This is a genomic window from Corynebacterium guangdongense (genome assembly GCF_030408915.1).
In the GTDB taxonomy this organism is placed as follows: domain Bacteria; phylum Actinomycetota; class Actinomycetes; order Mycobacteriales; family Mycobacteriaceae; genus Corynebacterium; species Corynebacterium guangdongense.
This window is the reverse complement of the sequence record NZ_CP047654.1, coordinates 37,071-59,558: the sequence shown is the minus strand read 5'-3', so window position 1 is coordinate 59,558 and position 22,488 is coordinate 37,071. Positions and strand designations below refer to the sequence as shown.

The following is a 22,488-nucleotide window of genomic DNA, read 5'->3' as shown; positions in this document are numbered from 1 at the left end:
AACGGCGATCCGGCGGTGACCGGTCGCGTCGGTCGGTGACGTTCATGGCTTCAGCGGCAGGGTGAGAGAGAAGACGGAGCCCCGCCCTGGTCCGGGGGAGGTGGCGCTCAGGGTGCCGCCGTGGGCGTCGGCGAGCGCGCGGGAGATGGTCAGGCCGATGCCGGAGCCGCCGTGCTCACGGCTGCGGGCGGAGTCGCCGCGGTAGAAGCGTTCGAAGACGTGCTCCAGCTCCTCGGGGGTCATGCCGTCGCCGGTATCGGTGACGTCGACGCGGACGGCGTCGGCGCCGACCCGGGTGGCGCCGACTGTGACGCGCCCGCCCGCCGGGGTGTGGCGCAGGGCGTTGGCCAGCAGGTTGCCGAGGATCTGCTGAAAGCGTTGGCGGTCCACGGTGACCGTTCCGGTCCCGGGCACGACGGACAGGCTGACGCCTTTGCGTTCGTAGGCCTCCCGGGCCGTCAGCGCGGCGACGTGGAGGAGTTCTCCGAGCGGTTCCTCGGCCAGGTCTAGGTCAATGCGTTTTTCCTCGGCGCGGGAGACCTCGTCGAGATCCTCGACGAGCCGGGTCAACCGGGTGAGCTGATCGGACATGACCGACTGCGTCGACGGCCCCCAGTCGACGACGCCGTCCTCGAGGCCGTCGAGGTACACGGCCAGGACGGAGACCGGCGTGCTCATCTCGTGGGCGAGGTCGGAGAGCATGCGGCGGCGCACGGCCTCGGTGTCGCCGAGCCTGCCCGCCATCGTGTTGAACGCCGTCGCCAGCGTCGCCACCTCGGGGCCGGCGTGGCCGGCCGTGACGCGGACCTCGTAGTCGCCGTCGCTCATGGCGCTGGCCGCGCGGGTCAGGTCACGCAGCGGCTCCCGGAGGCGACGTGAGAACCACAGGCTCACCAGCAGCGCCGCGAGCAGCGCGGTCGGCAACGCGACACCGAGGGTGATGAGGCTGGCGTCGCGGTAGGCCCGTTCCGTGTGGAGCAGGCCGGCGGAGGGATCCTCGAGGCCGGCCATGAGCAGATGGTCATGGAAGAGCTGCGGACCGACGAGGGACGCGACGCCGGCGGCGACCAGCAGACTGACCGCCACCACCATCGCCTGCGCGAGCAGGAAACGGAGCGGAAGGTTCATTCCTGCCCCATCCGGTAGCCGACGCCGCGAACGGTGGCGATGTGCCCGACCCCCACCTTCCGGCGCAGGTTCCCGATGTGGACGTCCACGATCCGCTCGTCGCCGACCCAGGTGGTGTCCCAGACCTCGGTGACGAGCTCGCGCCGGTCGAGCACCTCTCCGGGGCGGCTGGCGAGGGCGGCCAGCAGGTCGAATTCAGTGCGCGTCACGTCCACTTCTTCCCCGCCGACCGTCACGATCCGCGCCGCCGGATCGATCTCCAGGTCGCCGAAGGCGTACGGCCGCCGTGTCGTCGAGCGCGGTCGCCGCAGCACCGCATGCACCCGCGTGACCAGTTCCCGGACGCTGAAGGGTTTGGTGACGTAGTCGTCCGCCCCCAGCGTCAGCCCGGTGATCCTGTCGTCCTCGCCACCGCGCGCGGTGAGCATGAGGATGTAGCAGTCGGAGAATTCCCGGATGCGGCGGCAGACCTCCAGCCCGTCCAGCCCCGGCAGACCGAGGTCCAGGATGACGACGTCCGGAGTGAAGGAACGCGCGAGCTCCACCGCCTGCGGCCCGGTGTGCGCCTGGGTCGTCTCGAACCCCGCGCGGTCGAGGTACGACGCCACCATCTGCGCGAGCGGCTTTTCGTCGTCGACGACCAGAATGCGTTCAGTCATGGCCCCCAGTATCACCCTTTCCGCCACCCCACGAACGCGAATCCCCGCCGATCTTCATGAAACCTAGACAAAGCCCATGTTTCACGTTTCACGTGAAACATCGTGGTTCCCCTTGTCCTGCAGAATCGCCCGCTCCCCCACCCCACGGCCAGTGGCGCGCTTCACCACCTCCCCGCTTATCGACGCCCACCCCAGCGTTCTCCCTGTTCAAAGGGAACACGGTTCTGTGCTATCAACAATGAAGACCCTGTCCCGCCCGCAAGGAGAACCCATGAAACGCGCCGCCATTCTCGTCACCGCCCTCGCCCTGACCCTGACGGGCTGCGCGGCCACCGATTCCGGCCGGGACGACGCCGCCATTTCCCAGGCCGACCTCCTCGCCGCCCACGGCCTGGAGGGCAAGGACGCCCGCGAGATCATCACCGAGCTGGACCAGACGCCCAGGGCCGAGCGTTCCACCGAACTGATGGCCTCCATCCGCATCGACGAACTGATCCTCTCCGACGACACCGGCGAGACCAGCCTGCCCATGCCCGAGGACGAGACCTACATGTCCATCGCCCCCTACGTGAACCAGACCCACGACTGCTTCTACCACTCGCTGACCACCTGCACCGGCGAGCTGGGCAACGAGCCCGTCCACGTCACCTTCCGCGATGACGCGGGCGAGGCGATCCTCGACGAGGAGGTCACCACCTACGACAACGGCTTCGTCGGCTTCTGGGTGCCGAAGGGCGCCACCGGCACCATCGAGGTCGACCACGAGGGCAGGACCGCGACGGCCGACTTCTCCACAGAGGACGACGGCGCCACCTGCGTGACGACGCTGCAGCTGACGTAGGCTTCCCAACCCCCGCCCACCGCGCGATACTGGACCCATGGCCCAGGAACCTGCGCTCGCCCGGCGACTCACCGCCACCGACGTCGTTCTCGTCGGGCTCGGGTCGATGATCGGCGCGGGCGTCTTCGCGGCGTTCACGCCCGCCGCCCAGGCCGCCGGTGCGGGCCTGCTCATCGGACTGCTGGTGGCGGCCGCGGTGGCCTACGCCAACGCCACCTCCTCTGCACAGCTGGCGGCGCAGTACCCGACCTCGGGCGGGACCTACGTCTACGGGCGGGCGGAGCTCGGCCCCTGGTGGGGTTTTCTGGCGGGCTGGGGTTTCGTGATCGGCAAGACGGCGAGCTGCGCGGCGATGGCCCTGACATTCGCCGCCTACGCCGCGCCGGCGGGATGGGAGAAACCCGTGGCGGTCACCGCCGTCATCGCCCTGACCGCGGTCAACTACCGCGGCATCACCCGGACCGCGCAGCTGACCCGCGTCATCGTGGCGGTGGTGCTCCTGGCGCTGGCCCTTGCCGTCGTCGCTGCCCTGGTCGGCGGGGATCCGCAGTGGGGGCGGGTGAATCCCGTCGCGGGGGGCCACGGTGGGGCGCTCGGCGTCCTGCAGTCGGCCGGGCTGCTCTTCTTCGCCTTCGCCGGCTACGCCCGTATCGCCACACTGGGCGAGGAGGTCAGGGACCCGGGACGTGTCATTCCCAGGGCCATCCCGACCGCGCTGGGCATCGTGGTCCTCATCTACGCGCTCATCGCGGTGACGCTGCTGGCCGTGCTCGGCGCGGAGGAGCTGGCGCAGACCCCGCAGCCGTTGGCGGCGGCGGTGGGACCCGGCAGCTGGGCCGAGCCGGTCGTGCGGATCGGCGCGGCGGTGTCCTCGCTCGGGGCGCTGCTGGCGCTCATCGCCGGCGTCGGCCGGACCAGTCTGGCGATGGCCCGGGAGAAGGATCTGCCCCACTGGTTGGCCGCCGTGCATCCCCGGTTCAGCGTCCCGCACCGCGCGGAGATCACCCTGGCCGTCCTCGTCATCGCCCTGGTGTTGACGGTGGATCTGCGCGGGGCGATCGGCTTCTCCTCCTTCGGGGTGCTGCTCTACTATCTGATCGCCAATCTCTCGGCGTTGCGGCAGGACCGCGCGCACCGACGTTTCCCGAAGTGGTTGCAGGTTGTCGGCGCCGTCGGATGTGCGGTGCTGGTCATGACGCTGCCGCCGACCGCGGTGCTCGCCGGGGTGGCGGTGTTCGCGGTCGGCGGCCTCTACCGCCTGTTACGCAGGTGACCTCTGCTTACTTGCGGGCGTCGACAAGCAGCTCCTGCAGGTCGCTGGGTGCCGGAGCCGACATGGCGGGGAAGATGCCGGTGAGGAACTCTTCCAGGCCCTCGGTGTCGGAGAGTTCGAAGACGCCGGCGACGTACTGGTCCGGGCGCACGAGTACGACGGCGCCGTCGCGGGAGATGCCGCGCTGGTCGAAGATGTCCTCACCGGCCAGCACGCCGAAGGCGTTCTCGACGTCCATGAGGTTGAGGTCGCCGACCCGCGGCTTGAAGGCGGCCGGCACGTCGAGCATGTCGAAGTCGGTGTAGGGCTGCTGGTAGGTCACCTTCGCGTCGATGAACGTCGGGTCGAGCGCGCCCTCAGCCCACCGTGCCCAGCGCCGGACCGCGGAATCCTGCGCTCCCGGCGCGGCGGCGTCGGCGAAGACGTAGGCGCGGAAGCGTCCGTCGGAGACCGCCTGGTGTCCGATGTGCAGCTCCACGAGGTCGCAGACGCGGCCGACGCGGGCGGACTTGAAGCGTTTGCCCAGCGGGTAGCCGGTGGCCAGGTCCTGGCGGCCGGTGTCGACGGTGATCATGGAGGGCTCGTACTGGGTCATGTAGCCGGCGTTGAACTCGGAGGTGGACTGGTAGAACTCCTCGACCTCGGTTGCGCTGCCCTGCTCGTGGGCGGGCCTGGCCATGAGGGCGGACCACTCCTTGTCGAAGGCGATGAGACGGCGGGCGATCTCCTCCCTTTCCTCGGCGTAGGTGGTGAGCAGCTCGCGGGGGCTGTTGCCGCTGGCGACGTGGCCGAGCTTCCAGCCCAGGTTGAAGCCGTCCTGGATGGAGACGTTCATCCCCTGGCCGGCCTTGGCGCTGTGGGTGTGGCAGGCGTCGCCGACGATGAACACGCGCGGGTGCTCCCCGGTGCTCTTCTCGGAGACGCGGTCGTCGAAGTGGTCGGCGAGTCGGTGGCCGACCTCGTAGATCGAGTTCCACACGACGTCCTTCACGGTGACGGTGAAGGGGTTGAGGATCTGGTTGGCGGTGTCGATGACCTCCTGCAGCGGGGTGTCGCGCACCGAGGTGGCGGCGTTCTCGTCGACCTCGCCCAGGTCGACGTAGAGGCGGAAGAGGAAGCCTCCCTCCCGCGGGATGAGCAGGATGGTGCGGCCGGTCTCGGACTTGATGGTGCACTTCTTGCGCACGTCCGGGAAGTCGGTGTCGGCGTAGACGTCCATGACGCCCCAGGCGTGGTTGGCCTGCTTGCCCTGGAGGCGGTAACCCAGCGACTTGCGCACCTGGGAGCGGGCGCCGTCGGCGCCGACGACGTACTTGGCGCGGACGGTGACCTCCTCGGTGCTGCCGTCCCCGTGGGTCCTGAGCAGCTGGACGGTGACCGGGTAGTCCTCATGGTCGGAGTTCCCCGAGACCTGCAGGTCGAGGAATTCGTAGCCGTAGTCCGGCTCCAGGCGGGTCGGCGCGTTCCTCATGAAGCGGTTCATGTGGTCGATCAGGCGCACCTGGGTCAGCAGCAGCTGCGGGAACTCGCTGATGTCCCTGGACAGCTCGCGGGTGCTGTTGTCGCGGATGATCCGCGAGGGGTTGGCCGGGTCCGGCTTCCAGAAGGCCATGTCGGTGATCTCGTGGCCCTCGGCGAGCAGCTCGTGGGCGGCGCCGAAGGTGGCCATGGTCTCCACGGTGCGGGAGTGGACGCCGTCGGCGTTGGCCAGCTCCAGGCGGTGGCCGCGGCGCTCGACGATGCGGGTGGTGATGTTCGGGAAGCGGGAGAGCTGGGCGGCGGCGGTGGTGCCGGCGGGTCCGCAACCGACGATGAGGACGTCGATGAGTTCCGGCAGGTCCACCGGCCGGTTGAGGCCGGTGCCGGCGGCCGGAAGGGTCATCGGATCCTGGGAGCTGTAGCCCGAAACGTGGAACTGCATGATGGTGTCTCTCTTTCCTGTGGTGCGCGGGTGATTGCCGTTGGCAGGAATGTATCCGCGATCACATGAGGAAGGACAGGGGCCGGGCGGGACATGTCCGGGGCGGCCAAAAACACGTCCGGTGGCGTCAAATTTCCCGGCTTCGGCGCAGGGACAGGGCCGGTTCAGCACCTGAAGGCGACGCGCACCTGACCCTCAGCCATGTCCGCGGCTGCCGGTGCGGAACGGGCGCCCAGGCCACCTTTGGTGATTCACAGGCAATACCCCGCAAATGATCGTTGAACCTTCAACTAAAAGGGCCTAAGGTTCACTTCATGATCCAGGACCTCATCCGGCGGCTCTTCGGCCGCCCCACCAACAAAGCAATGACCCCCGAACAGCGCACCACCCACAAGGAGAACAACACCATGACCACCTACACGATCTTCGGCGGCACCGGCAGCATGGGCACCGCGATTTCAGGCGTGCTCACCAAGGGTGGAGCCACGACCGTCGCCGTCTCCGCCGAGGAGGCGCCCACCGCCACCATCGAGGGCGACGTCGTCATCCTCGCCGTGCCCTACCCGGCCGTCGACGAGATCATCGCCACCCACCGTGAGGCCCTGGCCGGCAAGATCGTCATCGACATCACCAACCCGCTGAACTTCGAGACCTTCGACGAGCTGGTCGTTCCCGCCGGCTCCTCCGCCGCCGCCGAAATCCAGGCCAAGCTCCCGGAGTCCAAGGTTCTCAAGGCCTTCAACACCACCTTCGCGGCCACCCTGTCCTCCGGCAAGGTCGGCGACCTGACCACCACCGTGCTCGTCGCCGGCGACGACGAGGCCGCCAAGAAGACGCTCATCGACGACGTCACCGCCGGCGGACTCGACGCCCTCGACGCAGGATCCCTCAAGCGCGCCCACGAGCTGGAGGCCGTCGGCTTCTTGCAGCTGACCCTCGCGGCCTCCGAGAAGATCGGCTGGACCGGCGGCTTCGGCCTGGTCAAGTAACACCCGAGTGAGCATCGCCGGGGCAGCGTCCCGAAACAGCTGGTGAGCCCACCGGCAGCCCCCCGGGTGAAGTCCCACGACATCGTTTCGCACCTTGTCGTGGGATTTCGTCATTTCGGGGGTCCCGAGCTGTGCTTGTCGACGCCGGGTTCATCCAGCGTCGCCACACATTCGGGCAGCGGCCCGTCCACCCGCCGAGCGTTCAGATCCGGTTCCCCTACTCCGCGACGCGCAGCACGGCCTTGATGGTCTCGCCCGAACCGGCGTCCTCGATGGCCTTTTCCAACTCGTCGAAACCGTAGGTCGTCACCAGCCTGTCGAAGGGGAATCGCCCCTGCCTGTACAGGCCGATGAGCGCCGGGATCAGCTCGTTGCTGGTGGAGCCGCCGCCGAGGGTGCCGACGACGTTCTTGCCCCACAGGGCGCGGAGGTGGTCGAGGGAGAAGCGGGCCTCGGCCGGGGCGCCGCCGACGAGGATCAGGGTGCCGAGCATGCCGACGGCGTCGGCGGCGCGCTCGATGACGCGGATGCTGCCGGTGCAGTCGATGACGTAGTCGGCGGGGCCACCCAGGATGCCGGTGACCGCGTCGACGATGTCGTTCTCGCGCGTGTTGACGGTGTGGGTCGCGCCGAGTTCGGCGGCCAGTTCGAGGCGCGAGTCCTGCAGGTCCATGGCGATGATGGTGGTGGCCGGGGTGTTCTGGGCGGCCATGACGGCGCCCAGGCCGACCGCGCCGGCGCCGATGATGACGATCGACTCGCCCGGCGCGGGGGTGGCGGTGTTGAAGACCGCGCCGGCGCCAGTGGTGATCCCGCAGGCCAGCGGGCCGAGCAGCTCCAGGTCGATGTCCTTGTCCACCTTAACCAGGGCGTTCTCGCGGGTCAGGGAGTAGGTGGCGAAGGAGGACTGGCCGAAGAAGTGGCCGGAGAGCGTCGTCCCGTCGGCGCGGGTGTAGGCCGACTCCCCCGCGTCGGGCCCGTGGAGGCGCACTCCCGCCAGCAGTTCGGCGCCGATGTTGAGGCAGTAGCGGTGCTGGCCGCGGACGCAATTGCGGCAGGTACCGCAGTAGGGCCAGCCCATGACGACGTGGTCACCGGGCTCGACGGCGGTGACGCCCTCCCCGACCGCCTCGACGACGCCCGAACCCTCGTGACCGAGCACGCCCGGCAGCGGCAGGGGCATGTCACCGGACTGGGTGTTGAGGTCGGTGTGGCAGACGCCCGTGGCGACGACCTTGACCAGGACTTCGCCGGGACCTGGGGCGTCGAGGGTCAGTTCCTCACGGACGAAGGGGGCGTCGATGGCTTCAACGACGTAGGCGTCGATCTTTTTCATGGGGTTCCTCGAATTTCTTCCGGCAGGAAAAGGTGGATACCCCAAGCGTATTCACGATTGGAAACAGAGGCTGGGCGGATTACAGAGGTGTGGGTGCAGCGCGCAACGGCGTGGGCGTGTGTGCGGAGGCGGTGTCGCCGAGGGGACACCGCCCCGGGGTCCGGTCGACTCAGAAACCCGGCATCGTTTCAGCACCTGCAGACAAGGAAAAGGAAAACGCCCGTACTGGATGTCCAGTACGGGCGACGGAAGGGAACTCCGGAGGTCAGTAGAAGGCCGGCGGATCGCTGGCGGGGAAGGATTCCTCGCCCTGCTCGTCCACCAGTTCGTCCTCATCGAGCACGCCGTCGGTGCCGGGCTTGGTGTCGGCGTCCGGCTCCAGCTGGTCCTCCTCCTGTCCCGGGGTAAGGTTCTGGTCTTCAAACGGATTCTTGTCAGGATTGGTCGGGGTGTTGCTCATACCGCGTTCACGTCCTTTCATCTGTTCTTCCGTGTGGGGTTCCCGAGTCTACTCGCATTTCGCGGGACGCACCCGAGTCCGCGGCGACATACCGCGGGGAACGACAGTGGTGCGCGTGGCCGATAAAACCGGGCGCTGAGACACCCGCTCACCGCGCTGGTGCGCGCAGAAAAAGGGGCCGGACGCCCGGCCCCGTCGATACCGACGTTTAACCGCGCAACGGCTTCAAGGCATCCGCCCAGGCGATGACCTGGTCGAACACATCGCCCAGCGCGCCAGTGGACTCCTCGGTCGGCCGGAAGGTACTCATGTCGGCGAAGTCGGTGGCGAAGGAGAGGAACACCTGCGCGCGAACGTCCGTCATCTGCAGCTCGGCGGCGATCAGACGCCAGGCTTCCACGGAGCGGGTGCCGCCGGCGGTGCCGTAGCTGACGAAGCCGATCGACTTGTTGTTCCACTCGTAGTAGAGGTAGTCGACCGCGTTCTTCATCGCGCCCGGCACGGAGTGGTTGTACTCGGGGGTCACGAAGATGAAGCCGTCATAGGAGGCGATTTTCTCGGACCACGCTTTGGTGTGCTCCTTCTCGTACTGACGCATCATCGGGGGATTGGGTTCATCGAGCAACGGCAGGTTCTGGTCGACGAGGTCAATCAGTTCGAACTCCGCGCCCGCGTGCTTCTGGGCGTTCTCGTTCACCCACTCCCCGACCTGGCGGCCGACTCGGTTGGGGCGGGTGCTTCCGACGACGATGGCGATGCGGGTCATGGATTGTCTCCGTTCGTTGGGGTGTTTCAGGGACAGGGCCCAGCGTAGGGATGTTTGCCGCCGGTCGCCTTCGTGCGGAATGCCGGACCAGGTGAAACCCGGGAAACGAGAAAACCGCCGCACCCGAAGGTGAGGCGGTTGTTCTTCAACGAGCAGTCGGCCTAGATGGCGCGAACCTGCTGAGCCTGGGGGCCCTTGGCGCCCATGCCGGTCTCGAACTCGACCTTCTGGCCCTCGTCCAGGTTGCGGAAGCCGCCACCCTGGATCTCGGAGTAGTGGACGAAGACGTCAGCGGATCCGTCGGAAGGCTCGATGAAACCGAAGCCCTTCTCGCCGTTGAACCACTTCACAGTTCCCTGTGCCATTTTAATACCTAATTCCTGATGAGGTGATGCTACGTCCGTCAGCATGATTCACTGGCGTACGGGTCGTTTGAAATTCTCGGCGACCTATAACCTCCGCGGTTAATGCGTGGATGAAGAAAACCGAGCCCTCGCGTTGTACATCTCTTGCGAGCGCATAAACACTGCACACAGAAACCGCGACCGCCACCCAGTGTGTCATATATTCGGTCTGAGGGGAACCCACGGAGAAAATAAACTTCCGCCGCTCACCAATTTTCCCCAGCACCGGCTGGATTTTTCGGGAAGATTTCGCAGTCCAAGCCCTTTTCCCTGTCGCGGCAGGGGACCCAAGATCAACTGTTCGTTTTGACCTCCGGTTTGCCAGGAGACTGATTTCCAGGGGCCTTCGCCATCAACAAGCGCGTCTCGCAGGACACCCACCCCGGGCCGGAGGATGAGTCCGACTACCCGCCGGGCAACTACTGCATCTGAGCGGGCGGGCCGGCGGCCGCTCCCTTGGCTCGGCCGACCAGGGCCGTGCCCGCCACGAGCGCTGCCCCCACCCCGAGTCCGGCTCCCGCGCCGTCCTCGAGGAAGAGCAGGCACGCGGCAAAGACGCCGATCATGGCAATCCCCACCACCGCGAGGGACAGCCGCTCCCGGGGCAGCGTCACCGCGCTGAACAGCGCCAGTCCGGCCGCCACGGGGGCGACGAGGAGGCACAGCAGGACCGAGAGCATCATCATCCCGAAGAGAAGCCAGCCCGCCCCCGGGTCACCGACCCCGCCGGCGGCCTCGAACGACAGGATCAGCAACGGGACGACACCCAGCACCAGCACCGCCCAGGCGGTACCGACCGCGGCGGTGACCCGCGCGGGACGGGCCGGGGGCGCGGGCGGTGGCACCGGTCTGAGAGATGACATGACCGCAGTCTAGGACGATCCGGGCGGGTCAGCTGTCCAACGCATCCACCGAGGCGGACAGGAAGATCATGACTCCGCCGACTACGGCGGGAGCGCCCGGCGAACGCCCCGACTACACCCCGAGACCCGGCTCCAACACAGACCCGACTCCCGCAGCGCTCACGCCGAGTTCTGCGGCGATGCGGGTGACCGCGCCGCGGGCGGTGTCGGGATCGGCCTGGGCGTGGGTGACGAGCTCTACAGCACGCTGCTTGAGTTCGTCGGTGTACTTGACGGGCATGTGAGGGGTTCCTTTTCCAATTTCCTACCCTCCATTAAACTCGGGGCGAACCAAAATACGAGATTAGCCGGAACCCAACGTGACATTTTTGAGAGCTGGTGAACTGAATTTGGTCGCCCTGAGCAGTCTCTAACAGTGATCCGGTGATTCGAGGCTCTTCTCAAACTTGTCAACAGGGAAGAGTTCCCGTTTCGCGCATTTCCGCGATCGTCGAATAGAAGGACTGAACTCGACTCGCATGGACAGCATCGTTGTTGAGCTCGAGGCAGACGTCATTAAATTCTCGTGAATAAGCACCTGACTCAATTGAGTACCTAACCCACTCGTTATCCAATCGCTCCACTAGTAGATCAATAGATTCTTTATCTGATATTGGCCTATCGGCAGCAACCTGTGCCACTCCGTAAGTCCCTGATCCCCAGATTCTTCCTCCGAAACGTTCAAGTCGCCGAAACCACCTCGGACGTTGCTGGGCTTCCGCCAGCACATGGGCCAACACGAAGTTTTGCATCAGCTGGTCACTCGCCGTGCTTGCCCTAATATATGACCATGCCTCTGTACCAATATCTTTTCGTAGAGCTACGACCACTTGGTGCCCTTCGAGTCGCTGCGGTGCGAGTATTTGGCGAGTGACACCTGCTAAAAGTGCGGCAAAAATACCGGCCCAAATCGAAATCAGAAGTTCGCGACTATCTGGCACTATTGGGGCAAATAGGCTGCGGATGGCGACCGCGGTCACCCCCGAGGCAAGGACGACTATCACGCTCAACAGGTGGTATATCAAGAGCATCGTCCAGTTCGGATGCCGAGGCTTCCGAACAACTTCAAAGCAGGCTTTACCGGTAGTCCATACGAGATAAGTACCAATCATCAACCAGAGCCCCCACCAAGGATCTCCCCCTGCCCGATCAACGCACACAGAAATGAATACCGACACGAGAAAAACCGGGCCACCTCGGAAAATGACATACGTGCGTATCGGATTAGCACGTATATGCTCTTGCGCTCGAGTTTCAGTATCCGTGTAAGTCTCCGGCCAGTCGGTTTTGATGAGCGAATAGGCCGACCTCAAAATCAAGACGCCTAAGAATGCGAGGCTTATCGTGTTAATGATGGCTCGGCCGGAGTCATCCAGAGTTACTAAGTAGAATTCTCGAAGGAAAGTCGCGAGCGCACTTGAATCTTCTGGTTTCAGAGCAGCTTGAAGCGTTTCTGGACTCATGGCCTTGGCTATCTCCACTACGAAATTCCTCTTATTGTTCAAGAAGCTGAACTCCTCGACAGGACGACGAACCAATCAACCTTGCAATCTTTGGCACACTGGCGTAAATCCTCATGCGGCGATGCCCCCTAATAGCTTGCGATACTAAACCATTTGTGAATCGGGAGTCCTGCGGGACGGAATAGCTCAATCCATCGCTTCGTAGCGTTGGAAATTATGAATTTATCCGAAGCACTACAACCTGACAGCAAGTCCCAATCACTCGCATCAAGAAGTGATTCATAAAACCAGAACTCTCCCCCACACAAGTCCCCGCCCGCACAATCCACCCCCACCTCCCCCGAAAAACACACAAAACCGGAGGTCACACCCTCTTTCGAGTTTGTGACCTCCGGTGATTGCGGTTCAAGAACCGCTCACTGTGCCTGGGGGGTGTCTGGTTCCACGACATAGTTCCGCCTGTCTCACGAGATCGTTCCGCCCCCGCGGCGGTGAGCAGCGCCGACAGCAGGACGCGTCGGTTCCGCCACCGGGACGACGGCCGCGGTGTGCCCCGGGGCCGGAAAACCGATGTCTCCAGACACCGTTCCGTGACGGCCACGACGTCAGCCGGCTACCGACCGACGGCGCACGGCCCGACTGAAGCACGCGGAAGACCCTGCCTGCGGGCGCAGGAGGCCTCCATGACGGCCGAGACCCCTCATGCTGTTCCGCATCGGGCCGATCGCTTCCGGGCCACAGCCACCCCGGGGAACACCACCGGCTCCAGCCGATCACGCGTGGCGTCGGCAAGCAGCGCCCCACAACCCCTGCCAGGCCCCGCCAAAGAACCCCGGAAAATAGAAAATCCCACGACACCGTACGGAACGATGTCGTGAGACTTCACACTGTGCCCGGGGGGGGACTTGAACCCCCACGTTCTTGCGAACACTGGCACCTGAAGCCAGCGCGTCTGCCAATTCCGCCACCCGGGCTGGGCGACTTCATAAAGATAACCCACGGTTCAGAAAGAACACAAATCGCCAGTTCACGGCGATTTCCACGCCAATAACCACAGCGGAACTCCGGCAGCGCGCCTGCGCGATGGCTATAGGTATGTCCGGACGGGGCCCTATACTGAGCGCACTGGTGTGCCCGGTGTCCTGGCGCGCGTAATTCAGCGTGCATTGAATCGCCAGGTGCCGTGAGGGCCACACCGTTTGATCAGCAACACCCGCACACAGGAGAACGTAGGAGAGGGGTCGGAGCTCGCGATGTCCGTCATGCTTCAGTTGGCAAAGTTCGATAGTGCGCTTCAGCGTGGCCTCGACAATGCCTTTGCGTGGGTCTTCGGTGGCAAGGTCGTTCCGGCCGAGATTGAGGAGCTCCTCAAGCAGGAGGCCCAGGACAATCTCACGTCCACCGAGGATGACCGTCTGGTCGCCCCGAACGTGTTCGCCGTCGGCGTCTCGTCGAAGGATCTGGAGAACCTCTCGCAGGATCTGCATCTTCCGGAGAGTTTCGCCGATCAGTTGACCCGCTACGCCCGTAATCAGGGATGGGATCTGCTGGCGCCGCCGGTGGTCCGTATCGCTGAGGAGACTGGTCTGCGCACGGGTCAGCTGCGGGTGTCGTCCTATGCTTCCGCGGATCCGGAGGTGGCCAGTGGTTATGACGCCATCGAGCACCCCGCGGCCGCACTCCCCCATGACGAAAGCTCCCGCTCCGGGAGCGCTCCGAGCCGATCCCTTCCCAAGGAGAATGACGTGACCGAGAACATCAACCCGACTTCCCTGGAGTCGGTGGTCAATCTGCTGCTGCAGGACGGGTCGTCGCGGACCTACCAGGTGCGTGAGGGATCGAACATCATCGGTCGCAGCAACGACGCCGACTTCCGGCTGCCGGACACGGGCGTGTCCCGTGAGCATGCGGAGATCACCTGGGACGGTAATGATGCCGTGCTGGTGGATCTGGAGTCGACGAACGGAACGACGGTCAACGAGACGCCGATCGACAACTGGCTGCTGGGTGACGGTGACGTGATCACGATGGGCCATTCGACGATCGAGGTCCGTATCAACCACCCGCGGCGCGGTTAAGCCGGAATAGGAGTTCTGATGGACGCGTTCGTTCTCACCGCGCTGCGGATCGGCCTGCTGGTCGTTCTGTGGCTCTTCATCGTTCTGGCTCTCAACGCGATGCGCCGGGACGCCAACAGCGCGGCCGGCGCCCGGCGCGCCGGCGGCAAGGCCACGCCCAGTCCGGCCGCCCCCGCTGCCCCGGCGGCGCCGCTGACGCGCGAGAAACCGACCCGCATGACGGTCGTCGACGGCCCGCTCAAGGGTTCGTACATGGACATCTCCTCGGCCGAGGAGATCGTCATCGGCCGTCACCAGGACTGCGACTTCGTGCTGGGCGACGACTACTCCTCCTCCCGTCACGCCCGGCTTTTCCGTCGCGGCTCGGAGTGGTTCGTCGAGGATCTGGAGTCGCGCAACGGCACGTTCCTGGCCGGCTACCGCATCGACCAGCCGGAGCGGGTCCGTGCCGGCGTCGACGTCCGGATGGGTCGCACGACGGTGAGGCTGGTGCCATGACGCTTCGCCTCGTGTACACGATCGCCTCGGATCGCGGTCTGGTCCGCGACAACAACGAGGACTCCGCCTACGCCGGTCCCCATCTGCTGGTCATCGCCGACGGCATGGGCGGCCACGCGGCGGGCGAGGTCGCCTCGCAGCTGATGGTCAACCACATGGCGCGCCTTGATTCGAAGGTCGGTGAGTTCCCGGCGGAGTTCGCGGAGGCCGACAAGCTGGCCCTGCTCGGCGCCTACGCCGAGGACGCCAACGTCGAGATCGCGGAGACGGTCCTGCGCCGCCCCGAGACCGACGGCATGGGCACCACGCTCACGGGCATGCTTTTCGACGGCCGCGAGATCGCCCTCATCCACGCCGGCGACTCCCGCGGCTACCGCCTGCGCGACGGCGTCCTGGAGCAGTTGACGGTGGACGACACCTTCGTCCAATCGCTGGTCAACGAGGGCAAGCTCGATCCCGAGGACGTCTCCTCGCACCCGCGCAAGTCGCTCATCCTCAAGGCCTACACCGGCCAGCCGGTGGAGCCCTCGCTGCGGACGCTCGACGCCCGGCCGGGCGACCGCCTGCTGCTGTGCTCGGACGGTCTCTCCGATCCGGTGACGGCGTCGACGATCACCGACGCGCTGCGCGCCGGCACCCCGGCCACCGCGGCGAAGCGGCTGGTCGACCTTGCGCTGCGTTCGGGCGGCCCGGACAACGTCACTGTCGTGGTGGCGGACGTTCTCGAGGACGCGCACCTGGACGAGAAGTCCCGGGCGGCGCTGCCCTCGACGCCGATTCTCGGCGGCGCCCTGGCCGGCGACCACCCCGAGCACTCCCACCCGGACACCGCCGCCGGTCGGGCGGCCGCCTGGTCGCGCCGCCCGCAGGTGATTCCGCCGAACCAGGGCGGGGAGCCGACCCCGGCCCCGGCCCCAACCCCAACCACAGCCGCCGTCGACGCCCCCGCCGTGGCGGAGGACGCCGACGAGGAGGGTCCCAGATCCACCGGCGGCCGGGGCCGGTGGCTCACGCTGAGCCTGGTGCTGGTGCTGCTGGTCGCCCTCGGTGGCGGCACCTGGTGGGCGTCGGAGAAGATTGACGCGAACTACTACCTGGCCGTCGACGAGCAGCAGAACTTCGTCATTCATCAGGGCGTGGACTTCTCGGTGTTCGGCCGGGATCTCAACGACCCGCTGCAGCAGGCGTGCATCAACAAGGAGGGCGGGCTGCGCTTCGTGGACGTGAATCCGGACGACGGTCGGGCGTCGTCACGCTGCGCGATCTTCGGCCTGCAGGACATCCCCGAGTCGGTCCGCGCGTCCGTGAACAGCCTCGAGGGCGGCTCCTACGACGAGGTGACCCAGCAGCTGCGGCGGCTGGCCGATCAGGCCCTGCCGGTCTGTCTGACCCGTGAATCCGACGGCAACACCGATCAGCCCGCCAGTGGCGATCTCAACCAACCAGGCGTGAACTGCCGGGAGGTGGCGTAAATGAAGCAACTACTTGGACGACGCACAGAATTTTTCCTGCTGCTGCTGGCGGCGGGCCTGCTGGCGATGATGCTGATCTCGCTGGAGCTCTCCCAGGGCAACGCCCTGACCAGTGAGATCCTCTGGCTGATCGGCGGATTCATCGGGGTCTTCGCCATCGCGCACGTGGTCGTGGCCTTCGCCGCGCCGCACGCCGACCAGATCCTGCTGCCGGTGGCGGCGCTGCTCAACGCGATCGGGCTGGTGATGATCTACCGCCTCGACATCGCGCTGGGCAACACCCTGGCCAACCGCCAGGTGATGTGGACCCTGGTGGGCATCGTGCTCATGGTGATCGTGCTGTTCGTGCTGCGCGATCACCGGGTCCTGACCAGGTACTCCTACCTTCTCGGGGTGCTGGGCCTGATCCTGCTGGCGCTGCCGCTGGTGTGGCCGCAGACCAACCCCGACTTCGCCGACGCCCGCATCTGGATCAGCATCGGCCCCTTCTCGGTGCAGCCGGGCGAGTTCGCGAAGATTCTGCTCATCATGTTCTTCGCGCAGCTGCTCACCCAGAAGCGCGCGCTGTTCACCGTCGCCGGCTACCGCGTCCTCGGCCTGAGCCTGCCACGCCTGCGCGACCTCGCCCCGATCATGGTGGTGTGGGCGATCGCCCTAATGATCATGGCGGTCTCCAACGACTTCGGGCCGGCGCTGCTGCTCTTCGCCACGGTCCTGGGCATGCTCTACATGGCCACCGGCCGCCTGTCCTGGCTGCTGATCGGCGTCATCCTCGTGGCCCTCGGCGGCACCGCCGTCTACCTGGTCTCCGGCAAGATCCAGCAGCGGGTGGCCCTGTCCGCCGACCCGATCGGCAACATGGACATCTCCTCGCAGCCAGCGCAGTCGCTCTTCGGCCTGTCCTGGGGCGGCCTCACCGGCACCGGCCTGGGCCAGGGCCACCCGGAGTTCGTGCCGGTCGCCCACTCCGACTTCATCCTCTCCGCCGTCGGCGAGGAGCTCGGCCTCATCGGCCTGGCCGCGGTCCTGGTCCTCTTCGCGATCTTCGTGACCCGCGGCTTCCGCGTCGCCCTGACCGTCCGCGACTCCTACGGCAAACTGCTGGCCGCCGGCCTGGCGCTGCTCATGGCCATCCAGGTCTTCGTCGTCACCGGCGGCGTCACCACGCTGCTGCCGATGACCGGCCTGACCACCCCCTTCATGTCCGCCGGCGGTTCGGCCCTGATGGCGAACTACATCCTGCTGGGCGTGCTGCTGCGCATCTCCCACGGGGCACGGCGGCCGGACACCCTCGAGGCGTCCGAGTCCACCGCCCGCCCGGTCCGCCAGGCGGACGGCGCACCGATGACCGGCATGCTGCCGGCCCAGAACCAGCTCCAGGGAGGTGATCGTTAATGAACAAGACGATCCGCCACAGTTCCATCTTCGCGCTCCTGCTGGTCTTCGTCCTGCTGGTGTACCTCACGGTCATCCAGGGATTCAGCGAGGAGCGGCTGGCGCAGAACCCCTACAACCCGCGCGGCTTCTACGAGTCGAAGGAGATCGCGCGCGGCCAGATCTCGGCCGACGGCCAGGTGCTGGCGTCGTCAAGCCCGGATGAGGAAGGCCTGTACCAGCGCTCCTACCCCACCATGCCGGTGTCCTTCAGCCCGGTGGTGGGCTACCTCTCCGACCGTTTCGGCGCGGCCGGCCTCGAGTCCGGCTACAACGCCGTGCTCTCGGGGCAGGACTCCGAGGTCGCCGCGTCGCGCTGGCTCGACGACCTCACCGGCAAGACGAAGCGCGGGGCCAACCTCGAGCTGACCATCGACACGGGGATGCAGGAGGTCGCCTACAACCAGCTGGCCAACAACGGCTACGACGGCGCCGCGGTGGCGCTGCGCCCCTCGACGGGTGAAATCCTCGCGATGGCCTCGACCCCGTCCTACAACCCGAACGACGTCGTCAACCCGGCGACCGCCGACGAGACCTGGGCCGCGATCAACAACGATCCGGGCCAGCCGCTGATCAACACGGCCACGCAGGAGACGCTGCCGCCGGGTTCCATCTTCAAGATCATCACCACCGCCGCCGGCCTCGACGCCGGCTACACCCCGGACACGACGGTCACCGGCCAGGCCTCGATCACCCTGCCCGGCACGAACACCGAGCTGACCAACTACGCCGGGCAGACCTGCGGCGGCTCCGAGTCCGTCACCCTCGAGACCGCGTTCAAGCTTTCCTGCAACACGGCGTTCGTGGAGATGGGCATCGACGCCGGGGCGGACAGCCTGCGCCGCTACGCCTCCGCGTTCGGCGTCGGCGAGACCTACGATCTCGGCCTGCCGACCTCCCCGGGCTCCCTCGGTGAGCTGCCGGACGCCGCGGCCGTCGGCCAGTCCTCCATCGGCCAGCGCGACGTCACCATGTCCGCGCTGCAGGCCGCCGTCATGGCCGCGACCGTCGCCAACGACGGCCGCCGCATGGAGCCCTACGTCGTCGACCAGATCACCGCGCCCGATCTCGAGGTCCTGGACACCACCGAGCCGCGCGAGATCACCCAGGCCGTGACCCCGGAGCAGGCGAGCACCCTTGAGGACCTCATGCTCGCCTCCGAGCGCAACACCTCCGGCTACGACGGCAACGGCTTCGCCTCCAAGACCGGCACCGCCGAGCACGGCGAGGACGCCGCCCCGCACACCTGGTACGTCGCCTACGACCCGGCCAACGACGTGGCCGTCGCGGTCGTCGTCAAGTACGGCGGCGGCTACGGCTCCAGCGCCACCGGCGGCCAGGTCGCCGCGCCGGTCGGCCGCGCGATCCTCAACGCCGCCCCGCGAGGCGATGCCTAGTGCACACCCGCGACCAACTCCAGAACCTGATCGGTGAGGACTACCGCCTGCAGTGGATCATCGGCCACGGCGGCATGTCCACCGTCTGGCTCGCCGACGACGTCCGCCACGAGCGGGAAGTCGCCATCAAGGTGCTGCGCCCGGAGTTCACCAACAACGAGGAATTCCTGGGCCGCTTCCGCAACGAGGCCGTCGCCGCGGAGGGCATCCACTCCGACAACGTGGTCGCCACCTACGACTACCGCGAGGCCGCCGAGGAGGCCGGCCACACCACCTGCTTCATCGTCATGGAGTACGTCCGCGGCGAGTCCCTGGCCGACCTGCTGGCCCGCGAGGGCCAGCTGCGCGAGGACCTCGCCCTCGACGTGCTGGAGCAGGCGGCCCACGGTCTCTCGGTCCTGCACCGCGAGGGCCTGATCCACCGCGACGTCAAACCCGGCAACCTCCTGGTGACGCAGAACGGGCAGGTGAAGATCACCGACTTCGGCATCGCCAAGGCCGCGGAGGCGGTGCCGCTGACCCGCACCGGCATGGTCGTCGGCACCGCGCAGTACGTCTCCCCGGAGCAGGCCCAGGGGCTGGAGGTCGGCGCCGCCTCCGACGTCTACTCCCTGGGCGTGGTCGGCTACGAGATGCTCGCCGGGTCCCGGCCCTTCACCGGCGACACCGGTATCTCCGTCGCCCTGTCCCACGTCAACGACGCCCCGCCGCCGCTGCCGACCTCGGTCAGCGCCCCGGCGCGCGAACTGATCGGCATCTCGCTGCGCAAGGACCCCGCGACCCGCTTCGCCGACGGCAACGAGATGGCCCTGGCCGTCTCCGCCGTCCGCCTCGGCCAGCGGCCGCCGCAGCCCGCGAGCGCCGCAATGCAGCAGGTGGCCCGTGAGCCCTCCCCCACCGCGTCGACGGCGATGCTCGGTTCCGTCGCGAAGCCGACGACCACGCACCCGGCCACCGAGTCCCGGGGTCCGCGCACCCCGACGCCCAAGGTCATCCCGGCGGTGCGTAAGCAGCGCAGCGGCGGCGGCATCGCCGCCGGCCTGGTCATCGCCCTCCTGCTCGCCGGCGCCATCGCGGCGGCGGTGTGGGCGGCGTCGACGGGCGTGTTCGGCGGTTCGACCACCCCGACGACGCCGACGACGACCGCCGAGCCCGAGGTCGTCACCGAGTGGGTCACCTCCACCCAGGAGGCCCCGGAACCCGTCCAGCCCGCGCCCCCGCAGGTGACCACCGTCTACTCCCCGCCCCCGGCGCCGGAGCCGACGGTTCCGACGACGCAGCCGGAGCAGCCGACGCCGGAGACCCCGGTCGAGGAAACCCAGCAGTCCCCGCAGAACACACCACCCGCGGCGACCCAACAGTCCCCGCAGAACACACCGGATTCGCAGGCCTCGCCGCCGAGCGTCTCCGCCCCGGCGACGCCCGTGGCCACGGATCAGGGAGGTCCCAATGAATCTCTTGGGTGATCGTTACCGACTCGGTGAGAGCATCGGCAGCGGCGGCATGAGCGACGTCTACGCCGCCGACGACACGTTGCTCGGCCGCGACGTGGCCGTCAAGATGCTCAAACTGGACATGGCCCGCGACGACACGTTCCGCGAGCGCTTCCGCCGGGAAGCCCAGAACTCCGCCCGGCTGAACCACCCCAACATCGTCGCCGTCTACGACACCGGGGAAACGCCCGTCGACGGCATCAGCGTCCCCTACATCGTCATGGAGCGCGTCTACGGCCAGACGCTGCGCGACATCGTCCGCAGCGGCGGCCCGCTGAGCACGCAGGAGGCCGCCGACCTGTTGATCCCGGTGTGCGACGCGCTGCAGGCCAGCCACGACGCGGGCATCATCCACCGCGACATCAAGCCCGCGAACATCATGGTCAACAGCACGGGCACCGTGAAGGTCATGGACTTCGGCATCGCCCGCGCGCTTGACGACGCCACCTCCGCCATGACGCAGACCTCCGCCGTCATCGGCACCGCCCAGTACCTCTCGCCCGAGCAGGCACGGGGCAAGGCCGCCGACGCCCGCTCCGACATTTACGCCCTGGGCTGTGTGCTCTACGAGGCCGTCACCGGCACCCCGCCGTTCGAGGGCGAGTCCCCCTTCGCTGTCGCCTACCAGCACGTGCAGGAGGATCCGGCGCCGCCCTCGGAACGGATCGTGGATCCGGACCTCACCCCGACGCAGGCCGTCAACATCGACGCGGTCGTGCTCACCGCCATGGCCAAGCACCCGGCGGATCGCTACGAGACCATCGCCGACATGGGCGCCGACCTTGGTCGGCTCGCCCGGGGAGCGGTCACCCAGGCCGCCCGCTCCCACGTCGCCCTCCCGGAGGACCAGGACCAGGCCAGCCACCGCGAACCGGACGCCACCCGCACGGCAACGGTGGCCGCCGCGGCGCCGGCCCGTCCGGTCGCCCGGAAAGAGAACGCCCGGAAAGAGAACAAGGACAACCGCTACTGGTGGCTCGTCGGACTGCTCGCGCTGCTGCTTATCGGCGGTGGCGCCGCGTTCGCCCTCAACTCCCTGTCCGGTGACGGCCCCGACCCGACCACCTCGACCTCCTCCTCCGAGCAGACGCCGGGCATGATCGCGGTCCCCGACCTCGTGGGATGGCGGGAGGACGACGCCGCCGCGGAGCTGGAGCGTCTGGGGTTCGTCGTCGACAGGCAGGAGGCGCCGAGCCCGGACGTGCTCGTCGGCCACGTCGTCAGCCTGAACCCACGCGCCGGTTCCGAACTGCGCGAGGGCACGACCATCACCATGACCGTATCGAGCGGCCGCGAAACGACGGTCGTCCCCAACATCATCGGCATGGGGCCGCAGGACGCGGCCGCCGCCCTGGAGGCCGCGGGCCTGAGGCTGCGCTCCGAAGTGCTGGAGGAGAACTCGGACACCGTCGCCGCCGGCCTGATCACCGCGCAGTCGCCCGCGGCCACGGAGGAGATAGCCAAGGGCTCCGAGGTCACCATCACCGTCTCCCTCGGCCCCGACCTGGTGAACGTGCCCTCCCTGACCGGAATGAACGTCACCCAGGCAGAGCAGACTCTGGCGTCCATGGACCTCAACGCGCAGATCGTGCAGGAGGATTCGCTGCGCCCCGCCGGCGAGGTCCTGCGTATGGACTCCCCCGCCGGGCAGGTGCCGAAGGGAACGACCGTCACCCTGGTCACCTCCAACGGCATGCTCTTCGACATGCCCGACATCACCCGCATGACCCCGGACACCGCCGTCGACGCCCTACGCCAGGCCGGTTGGACCGGCACCCGCGCACAGCTCGTCGAAGGCGAGCCGACGCCGACGGCCGCGCTCGTCGACTCCGGACTCATCTCCTTCTCCTCCCCCACCGCCGGCGAACCCGCCCGGAAGGACGCCACCATCAACGTCCGGCTCTGGGAGTTCGACGTCGCCACCGGCATCGAAAACGCACTGCCCGGCCTGACCCGCCCCTGATAAGATGACCG

General features: G+C 67.2%; 20 protein-coding genes and 1 tRNA gene. 10 read left to right on the top strand and 11 right to left on the bottom strand.

Annotation, left to right across the window (positions count from 1 at the left end):
- Positions 1 to 42: 42 nt before the first annotated feature.
- Positions 43 to 1,128, bottom strand: coding sequence for a sensor histidine kinase (locus tag CGUA_RS00285; RefSeq protein WP_290196540.1), 1,086 nt, complete (start codon positions 1,126 to 1,128; stop codon positions 43 to 45).
- The gene (locus tag CGUA_RS00280; RefSeq protein WP_290196538.1) at positions 1,125 to 1,787 is read right to left on the bottom strand and encodes a response regulator transcription factor; all 663 of its coding nucleotides are present in this window, start codon (positions 1,785 to 1,787) and stop codon (positions 1,125 to 1,127) included. Before CGUA_RS00280 ends, CGUA_RS00285 begins: the two co-directional genes overlap by 4 nt.
- A gap of 271 nt (positions 1,788 to 2,058) precedes the next feature.
- Here CGUA_RS00280 and CGUA_RS00275 point away from each other — a divergent pair, with 271 nt between their 5' ends.
- Together CGUA_RS00275 and CGUA_RS00270 are read left to right on the top strand one after the other, a co-directional pair.
- Positions 2,059 to 2,628 (top strand): CueP family metal-binding protein, encoded by a 570-nt coding sequence (locus CGUA_RS00275; RefSeq protein WP_290196536.1) that lies wholly within the window; start codon positions 2,059 to 2,061, stop codon positions 2,626 to 2,628.
- Positions 2,629 to 2,665: 37 nt separating this feature from the next.
- Positions 2,666 to 3,901 carry an APC family permease gene (locus CGUA_RS00270; RefSeq protein WP_290196534.1) on the top strand — a complete coding sequence of 412 codons (1,236 nt, stop codon included), beginning with the start codon at positions 2,666 to 2,668 and terminating at the stop codon, positions 3,899 to 3,901.
- A gap of 7 nt (positions 3,902 to 3,908) precedes the next feature.
- On the opposite strand, the gene CGUA_RS00265 is transcribed toward CGUA_RS00270, so the two are convergent.
- Positions 3,909 to 5,822, bottom strand: coding sequence for an FAD-dependent monooxygenase (locus CGUA_RS00265; RefSeq protein WP_290196532.1), 1,914 nt, complete (start codon positions 5,820 to 5,822; stop codon positions 3,909 to 3,911).
- Positions 5,823 to 6,229: 407 nt separating this feature from the next.
- Here CGUA_RS00265 and CGUA_RS00260 point away from each other — a divergent pair, with 407 nt between their 5' ends.
- Entirely contained in the window at positions 6,230 to 6,811 is a 582-nt protein-coding gene (locus CGUA_RS00260) for an NADPH-dependent F420 reductase (protein ID WP_290198406.1), read from the top strand.
- Between the two features lie 217 nt (positions 6,812 to 7,028).
- Here the strand turns inward: CGUA_RS00260 and CGUA_RS00255 are convergent, their stop codons facing one another.
- The 8 genes from CGUA_RS00255 to CGUA_RS00220 form a co-directional block, all read right to left on the bottom strand.
- A complete protein-coding gene (locus tag CGUA_RS00255) occupies positions 7,029 to 8,147 on the bottom strand; it encodes an NAD(P)-dependent alcohol dehydrogenase (RefSeq protein WP_290196530.1) in 1,119 nt (372 codons plus the stop codon).
- Between the two features lie 265 nt (positions 8,148 to 8,412).
- Positions 8,413 to 8,607, bottom strand: coding sequence for a hypothetical protein (locus CGUA_RS00250; RefSeq protein ID WP_290196528.1), 195 nt, complete (start codon positions 8,605 to 8,607; stop codon positions 8,413 to 8,415).
- 208 nt (positions 8,608 to 8,815) lie between these two features.
- Entirely contained in the window at positions 8,816 to 9,373 is a 558-nt protein-coding gene (locus CGUA_RS00245; RefSeq protein WP_290196526.1) for an NADPH-dependent FMN reductase, read from the bottom strand.
- 161 nt (positions 9,374 to 9,534) lie between these two features.
- Positions 9,535 to 9,738 carry a cold-shock protein gene (locus CGUA_RS00240; protein ID WP_290196524.1) on the bottom strand — a complete coding sequence of 68 codons (204 nt, stop codon included), beginning with the start codon at positions 9,736 to 9,738 and terminating at the stop codon, positions 9,535 to 9,537.
- Positions 9,739 to 10,196: 458 nt separating this feature from the next.
- Complete coding sequence (locus CGUA_RS00235) at positions 10,197 to 10,640, bottom strand: hypothetical protein (RefSeq protein ID WP_290196522.1); 444 nt, start codon at positions 10,638 to 10,640, stop codon at positions 10,197 to 10,199.
- 112 nt (positions 10,641 to 10,752) lie between these two features.
- Positions 10,753 to 10,920, bottom strand: a complete 168-nt coding sequence (locus CGUA_RS00230; RefSeq protein ID WP_290196520.1) for a hypothetical protein — start codon at positions 10,918 to 10,920, stop codon at positions 10,753 to 10,755.
- A 169-nt stretch (positions 10,921 to 11,089) separates the two neighbouring features.
- On the bottom strand, positions 11,090 to 12,160 hold the full coding sequence (locus tag CGUA_RS00225) for a hypothetical protein (protein WP_290196518.1): 1,071 nt from the start codon (positions 12,158 to 12,160) through the stop codon (positions 11,090 to 11,092).
- An 872-nt stretch (positions 12,161 to 13,032) separates the two neighbouring features.
- A tRNA-Leu gene (locus CGUA_RS00220) sits at positions 13,033 to 13,116 on the bottom strand.
- 279 nt (positions 13,117 to 13,395) lie between these two features.
- Here CGUA_RS00220 and CGUA_RS00215 point away from each other — a divergent pair.
- The 7 genes from CGUA_RS00215 to pknB are packed head-to-tail and all read left to right on the top strand — an operon-like array spanning position 13,396 to position 22,477.
- Complete coding sequence (locus CGUA_RS00215; protein ID WP_290196515.1) at positions 13,396 to 14,220, top strand: FHA domain-containing protein; 825 nt, start codon at positions 13,396 to 13,398, stop codon at positions 14,218 to 14,220.
- An 18-nt stretch (positions 14,221 to 14,238) separates the two neighbouring features.
- Positions 14,239 to 14,718 carry an FHA domain-containing protein FhaB/FipA gene (locus tag CGUA_RS00210; protein WP_290196513.1) on the top strand — a complete coding sequence of 160 codons (480 nt, stop codon included), beginning with the start codon at positions 14,239 to 14,241 and terminating at the stop codon, positions 14,716 to 14,718.
- Positions 14,715 to 16,190 carry a PP2C family protein-serine/threonine phosphatase gene (locus CGUA_RS00205; RefSeq protein ID WP_290196510.1) on the top strand — a complete coding sequence of 492 codons (1,476 nt, stop codon included), beginning with the start codon at positions 14,715 to 14,717 and terminating at the stop codon, positions 16,188 to 16,190. Before CGUA_RS00210 ends, CGUA_RS00205 begins: the two co-directional genes overlap by 4 nt.
- The gene (locus CGUA_RS00200; protein WP_290196508.1) at positions 16,191 to 17,585 is read left to right on the top strand and encodes an FtsW/RodA/SpoVE family cell cycle protein; all 1,395 of its coding nucleotides are present in this window, start codon (positions 16,191 to 16,193) and stop codon (positions 17,583 to 17,585) included.
- Positions 17,585 to 19,021 (top strand): penicillin-binding transpeptidase domain-containing protein, encoded by a 1,437-nt coding sequence (locus CGUA_RS00195; RefSeq protein ID WP_290196506.1) that lies wholly within the window; start codon positions 17,585 to 17,587, stop codon positions 19,019 to 19,021. The genes CGUA_RS00200 and CGUA_RS00195 overlap by 1 nt, the downstream gene beginning before the upstream one ends.
- Positions 19,021 to 20,487 (top strand): serine/threonine-protein kinase, encoded by a 1,467-nt coding sequence (locus CGUA_RS00190; protein ID WP_290196504.1) that lies wholly within the window; start codon positions 19,021 to 19,023, stop codon positions 20,485 to 20,487. The genes CGUA_RS00195 and CGUA_RS00190 overlap by 1 nt, the downstream gene beginning before the upstream one ends.
- Entirely contained in the window at positions 20,471 to 22,477 is a 2,007-nt protein-coding gene (gene pknB / locus CGUA_RS00185) for a Stk1 family PASTA domain-containing Ser/Thr kinase (protein ID WP_290196502.1), read from the top strand. The genes CGUA_RS00190 and pknB overlap by 17 nt, the downstream gene beginning before the upstream one ends.
- Positions 22,478 to 22,488: the final 11 nt, after the last annotated feature.

Bases quoted from the DNA above. Each gene is read 5' to 3' on its own strand.
- CGUA_RS00285 (WP_290196540.1), bottom strand. From the start codon at position 1,128: ATGAACCTTCCGCTCCGTTTCCTGCTCGCGCAGGCGATGGTGGTGGCG.
- CGUA_RS00280 (WP_290196538.1), bottom strand. From the start codon at position 1,787: ATGACTGAACGCATTCTGGTCGTCGACGACGAAAAGCCGCTCGCGCAG.
- CGUA_RS00275 (WP_290196536.1), top strand. From the start codon at position 2,059: ATGAAACGCGCCGCCATTCTCGTCACCGCCCTCGCCCTGACCCTGACG.
- CGUA_RS00270 (WP_290196534.1), top strand. From the start codon at position 2,666: ATGGCCCAGGAACCTGCGCTCGCCCGGCGACTCACCGCCACCGACGTC.
- CGUA_RS00265 (WP_290196532.1), bottom strand. From the start codon at position 5,822: ATGCAGTTCCACGTTTCGGGCTACAGCTCCCAGGATCCGATGACCCTT.
- CGUA_RS00260 (WP_290198406.1), top strand. From the start codon at position 6,230: ATGACCACCTACACGATCTTCGGCGGCACCGGCAGCATGGGCACCGCG.
- CGUA_RS00255 (WP_290196530.1), bottom strand. From the start codon at position 8,147: ATGAAAAAGATCGACGCCTACGTCGTTGAAGCCATCGACGCCCCCTTC.
- CGUA_RS00250 (WP_290196528.1), bottom strand. From the start codon at position 8,607: ATGAGCAACACCCCGACCAATCCTGACAAGAATCCGTTTGAAGACCAG.
- CGUA_RS00245 (WP_290196526.1), bottom strand. From the start codon at position 9,373: ATGACCCGCATCGCCATCGTCGTCGGAAGCACCCGCCCCAACCGAGTC.
- CGUA_RS00240 (WP_290196524.1), bottom strand. From the start codon at position 9,738: ATGGCACAGGGAACTGTGAAGTGGTTCAACGGCGAGAAGGGCTTCGGT.
- CGUA_RS00235 (WP_290196522.1), bottom strand. From the start codon at position 10,640: ATGTCATCTCTCAGACCGGTGCCACCGCCCGCGCCCCCGGCCCGTCCC.
- CGUA_RS00230 (WP_290196520.1), bottom strand. From the start codon at position 10,920: ATGCCCGTCAAGTACACCGACGAACTCAAGCAGCGTGCTGTAGAGCTC.
- CGUA_RS00215 (WP_290196515.1), top strand. From the start codon at position 13,396: ATGTCCGTCATGCTTCAGTTGGCAAAGTTCGATAGTGCGCTTCAGCGT.
- CGUA_RS00210 (WP_290196513.1), top strand. From the start codon at position 14,239: ATGGACGCGTTCGTTCTCACCGCGCTGCGGATCGGCCTGCTGGTCGTT.
- CGUA_RS00205 (WP_290196510.1), top strand. From the start codon at position 14,715: ATGACGCTTCGCCTCGTGTACACGATCGCCTCGGATCGCGGTCTGGTC.
- CGUA_RS00200 (WP_290196508.1), top strand. From the start codon at position 16,191: ATGAAGCAACTACTTGGACGACGCACAGAATTTTTCCTGCTGCTGCTG.
- CGUA_RS00195 (WP_290196506.1), top strand. From the start codon at position 17,585: ATGAACAAGACGATCCGCCACAGTTCCATCTTCGCGCTCCTGCTGGTC.
- pknB (WP_290196502.1), top strand. From the start codon at position 20,471: ATGAATCTCTTGGGTGATCGTTACCGACTCGGTGAGAGCATCGGCAGC.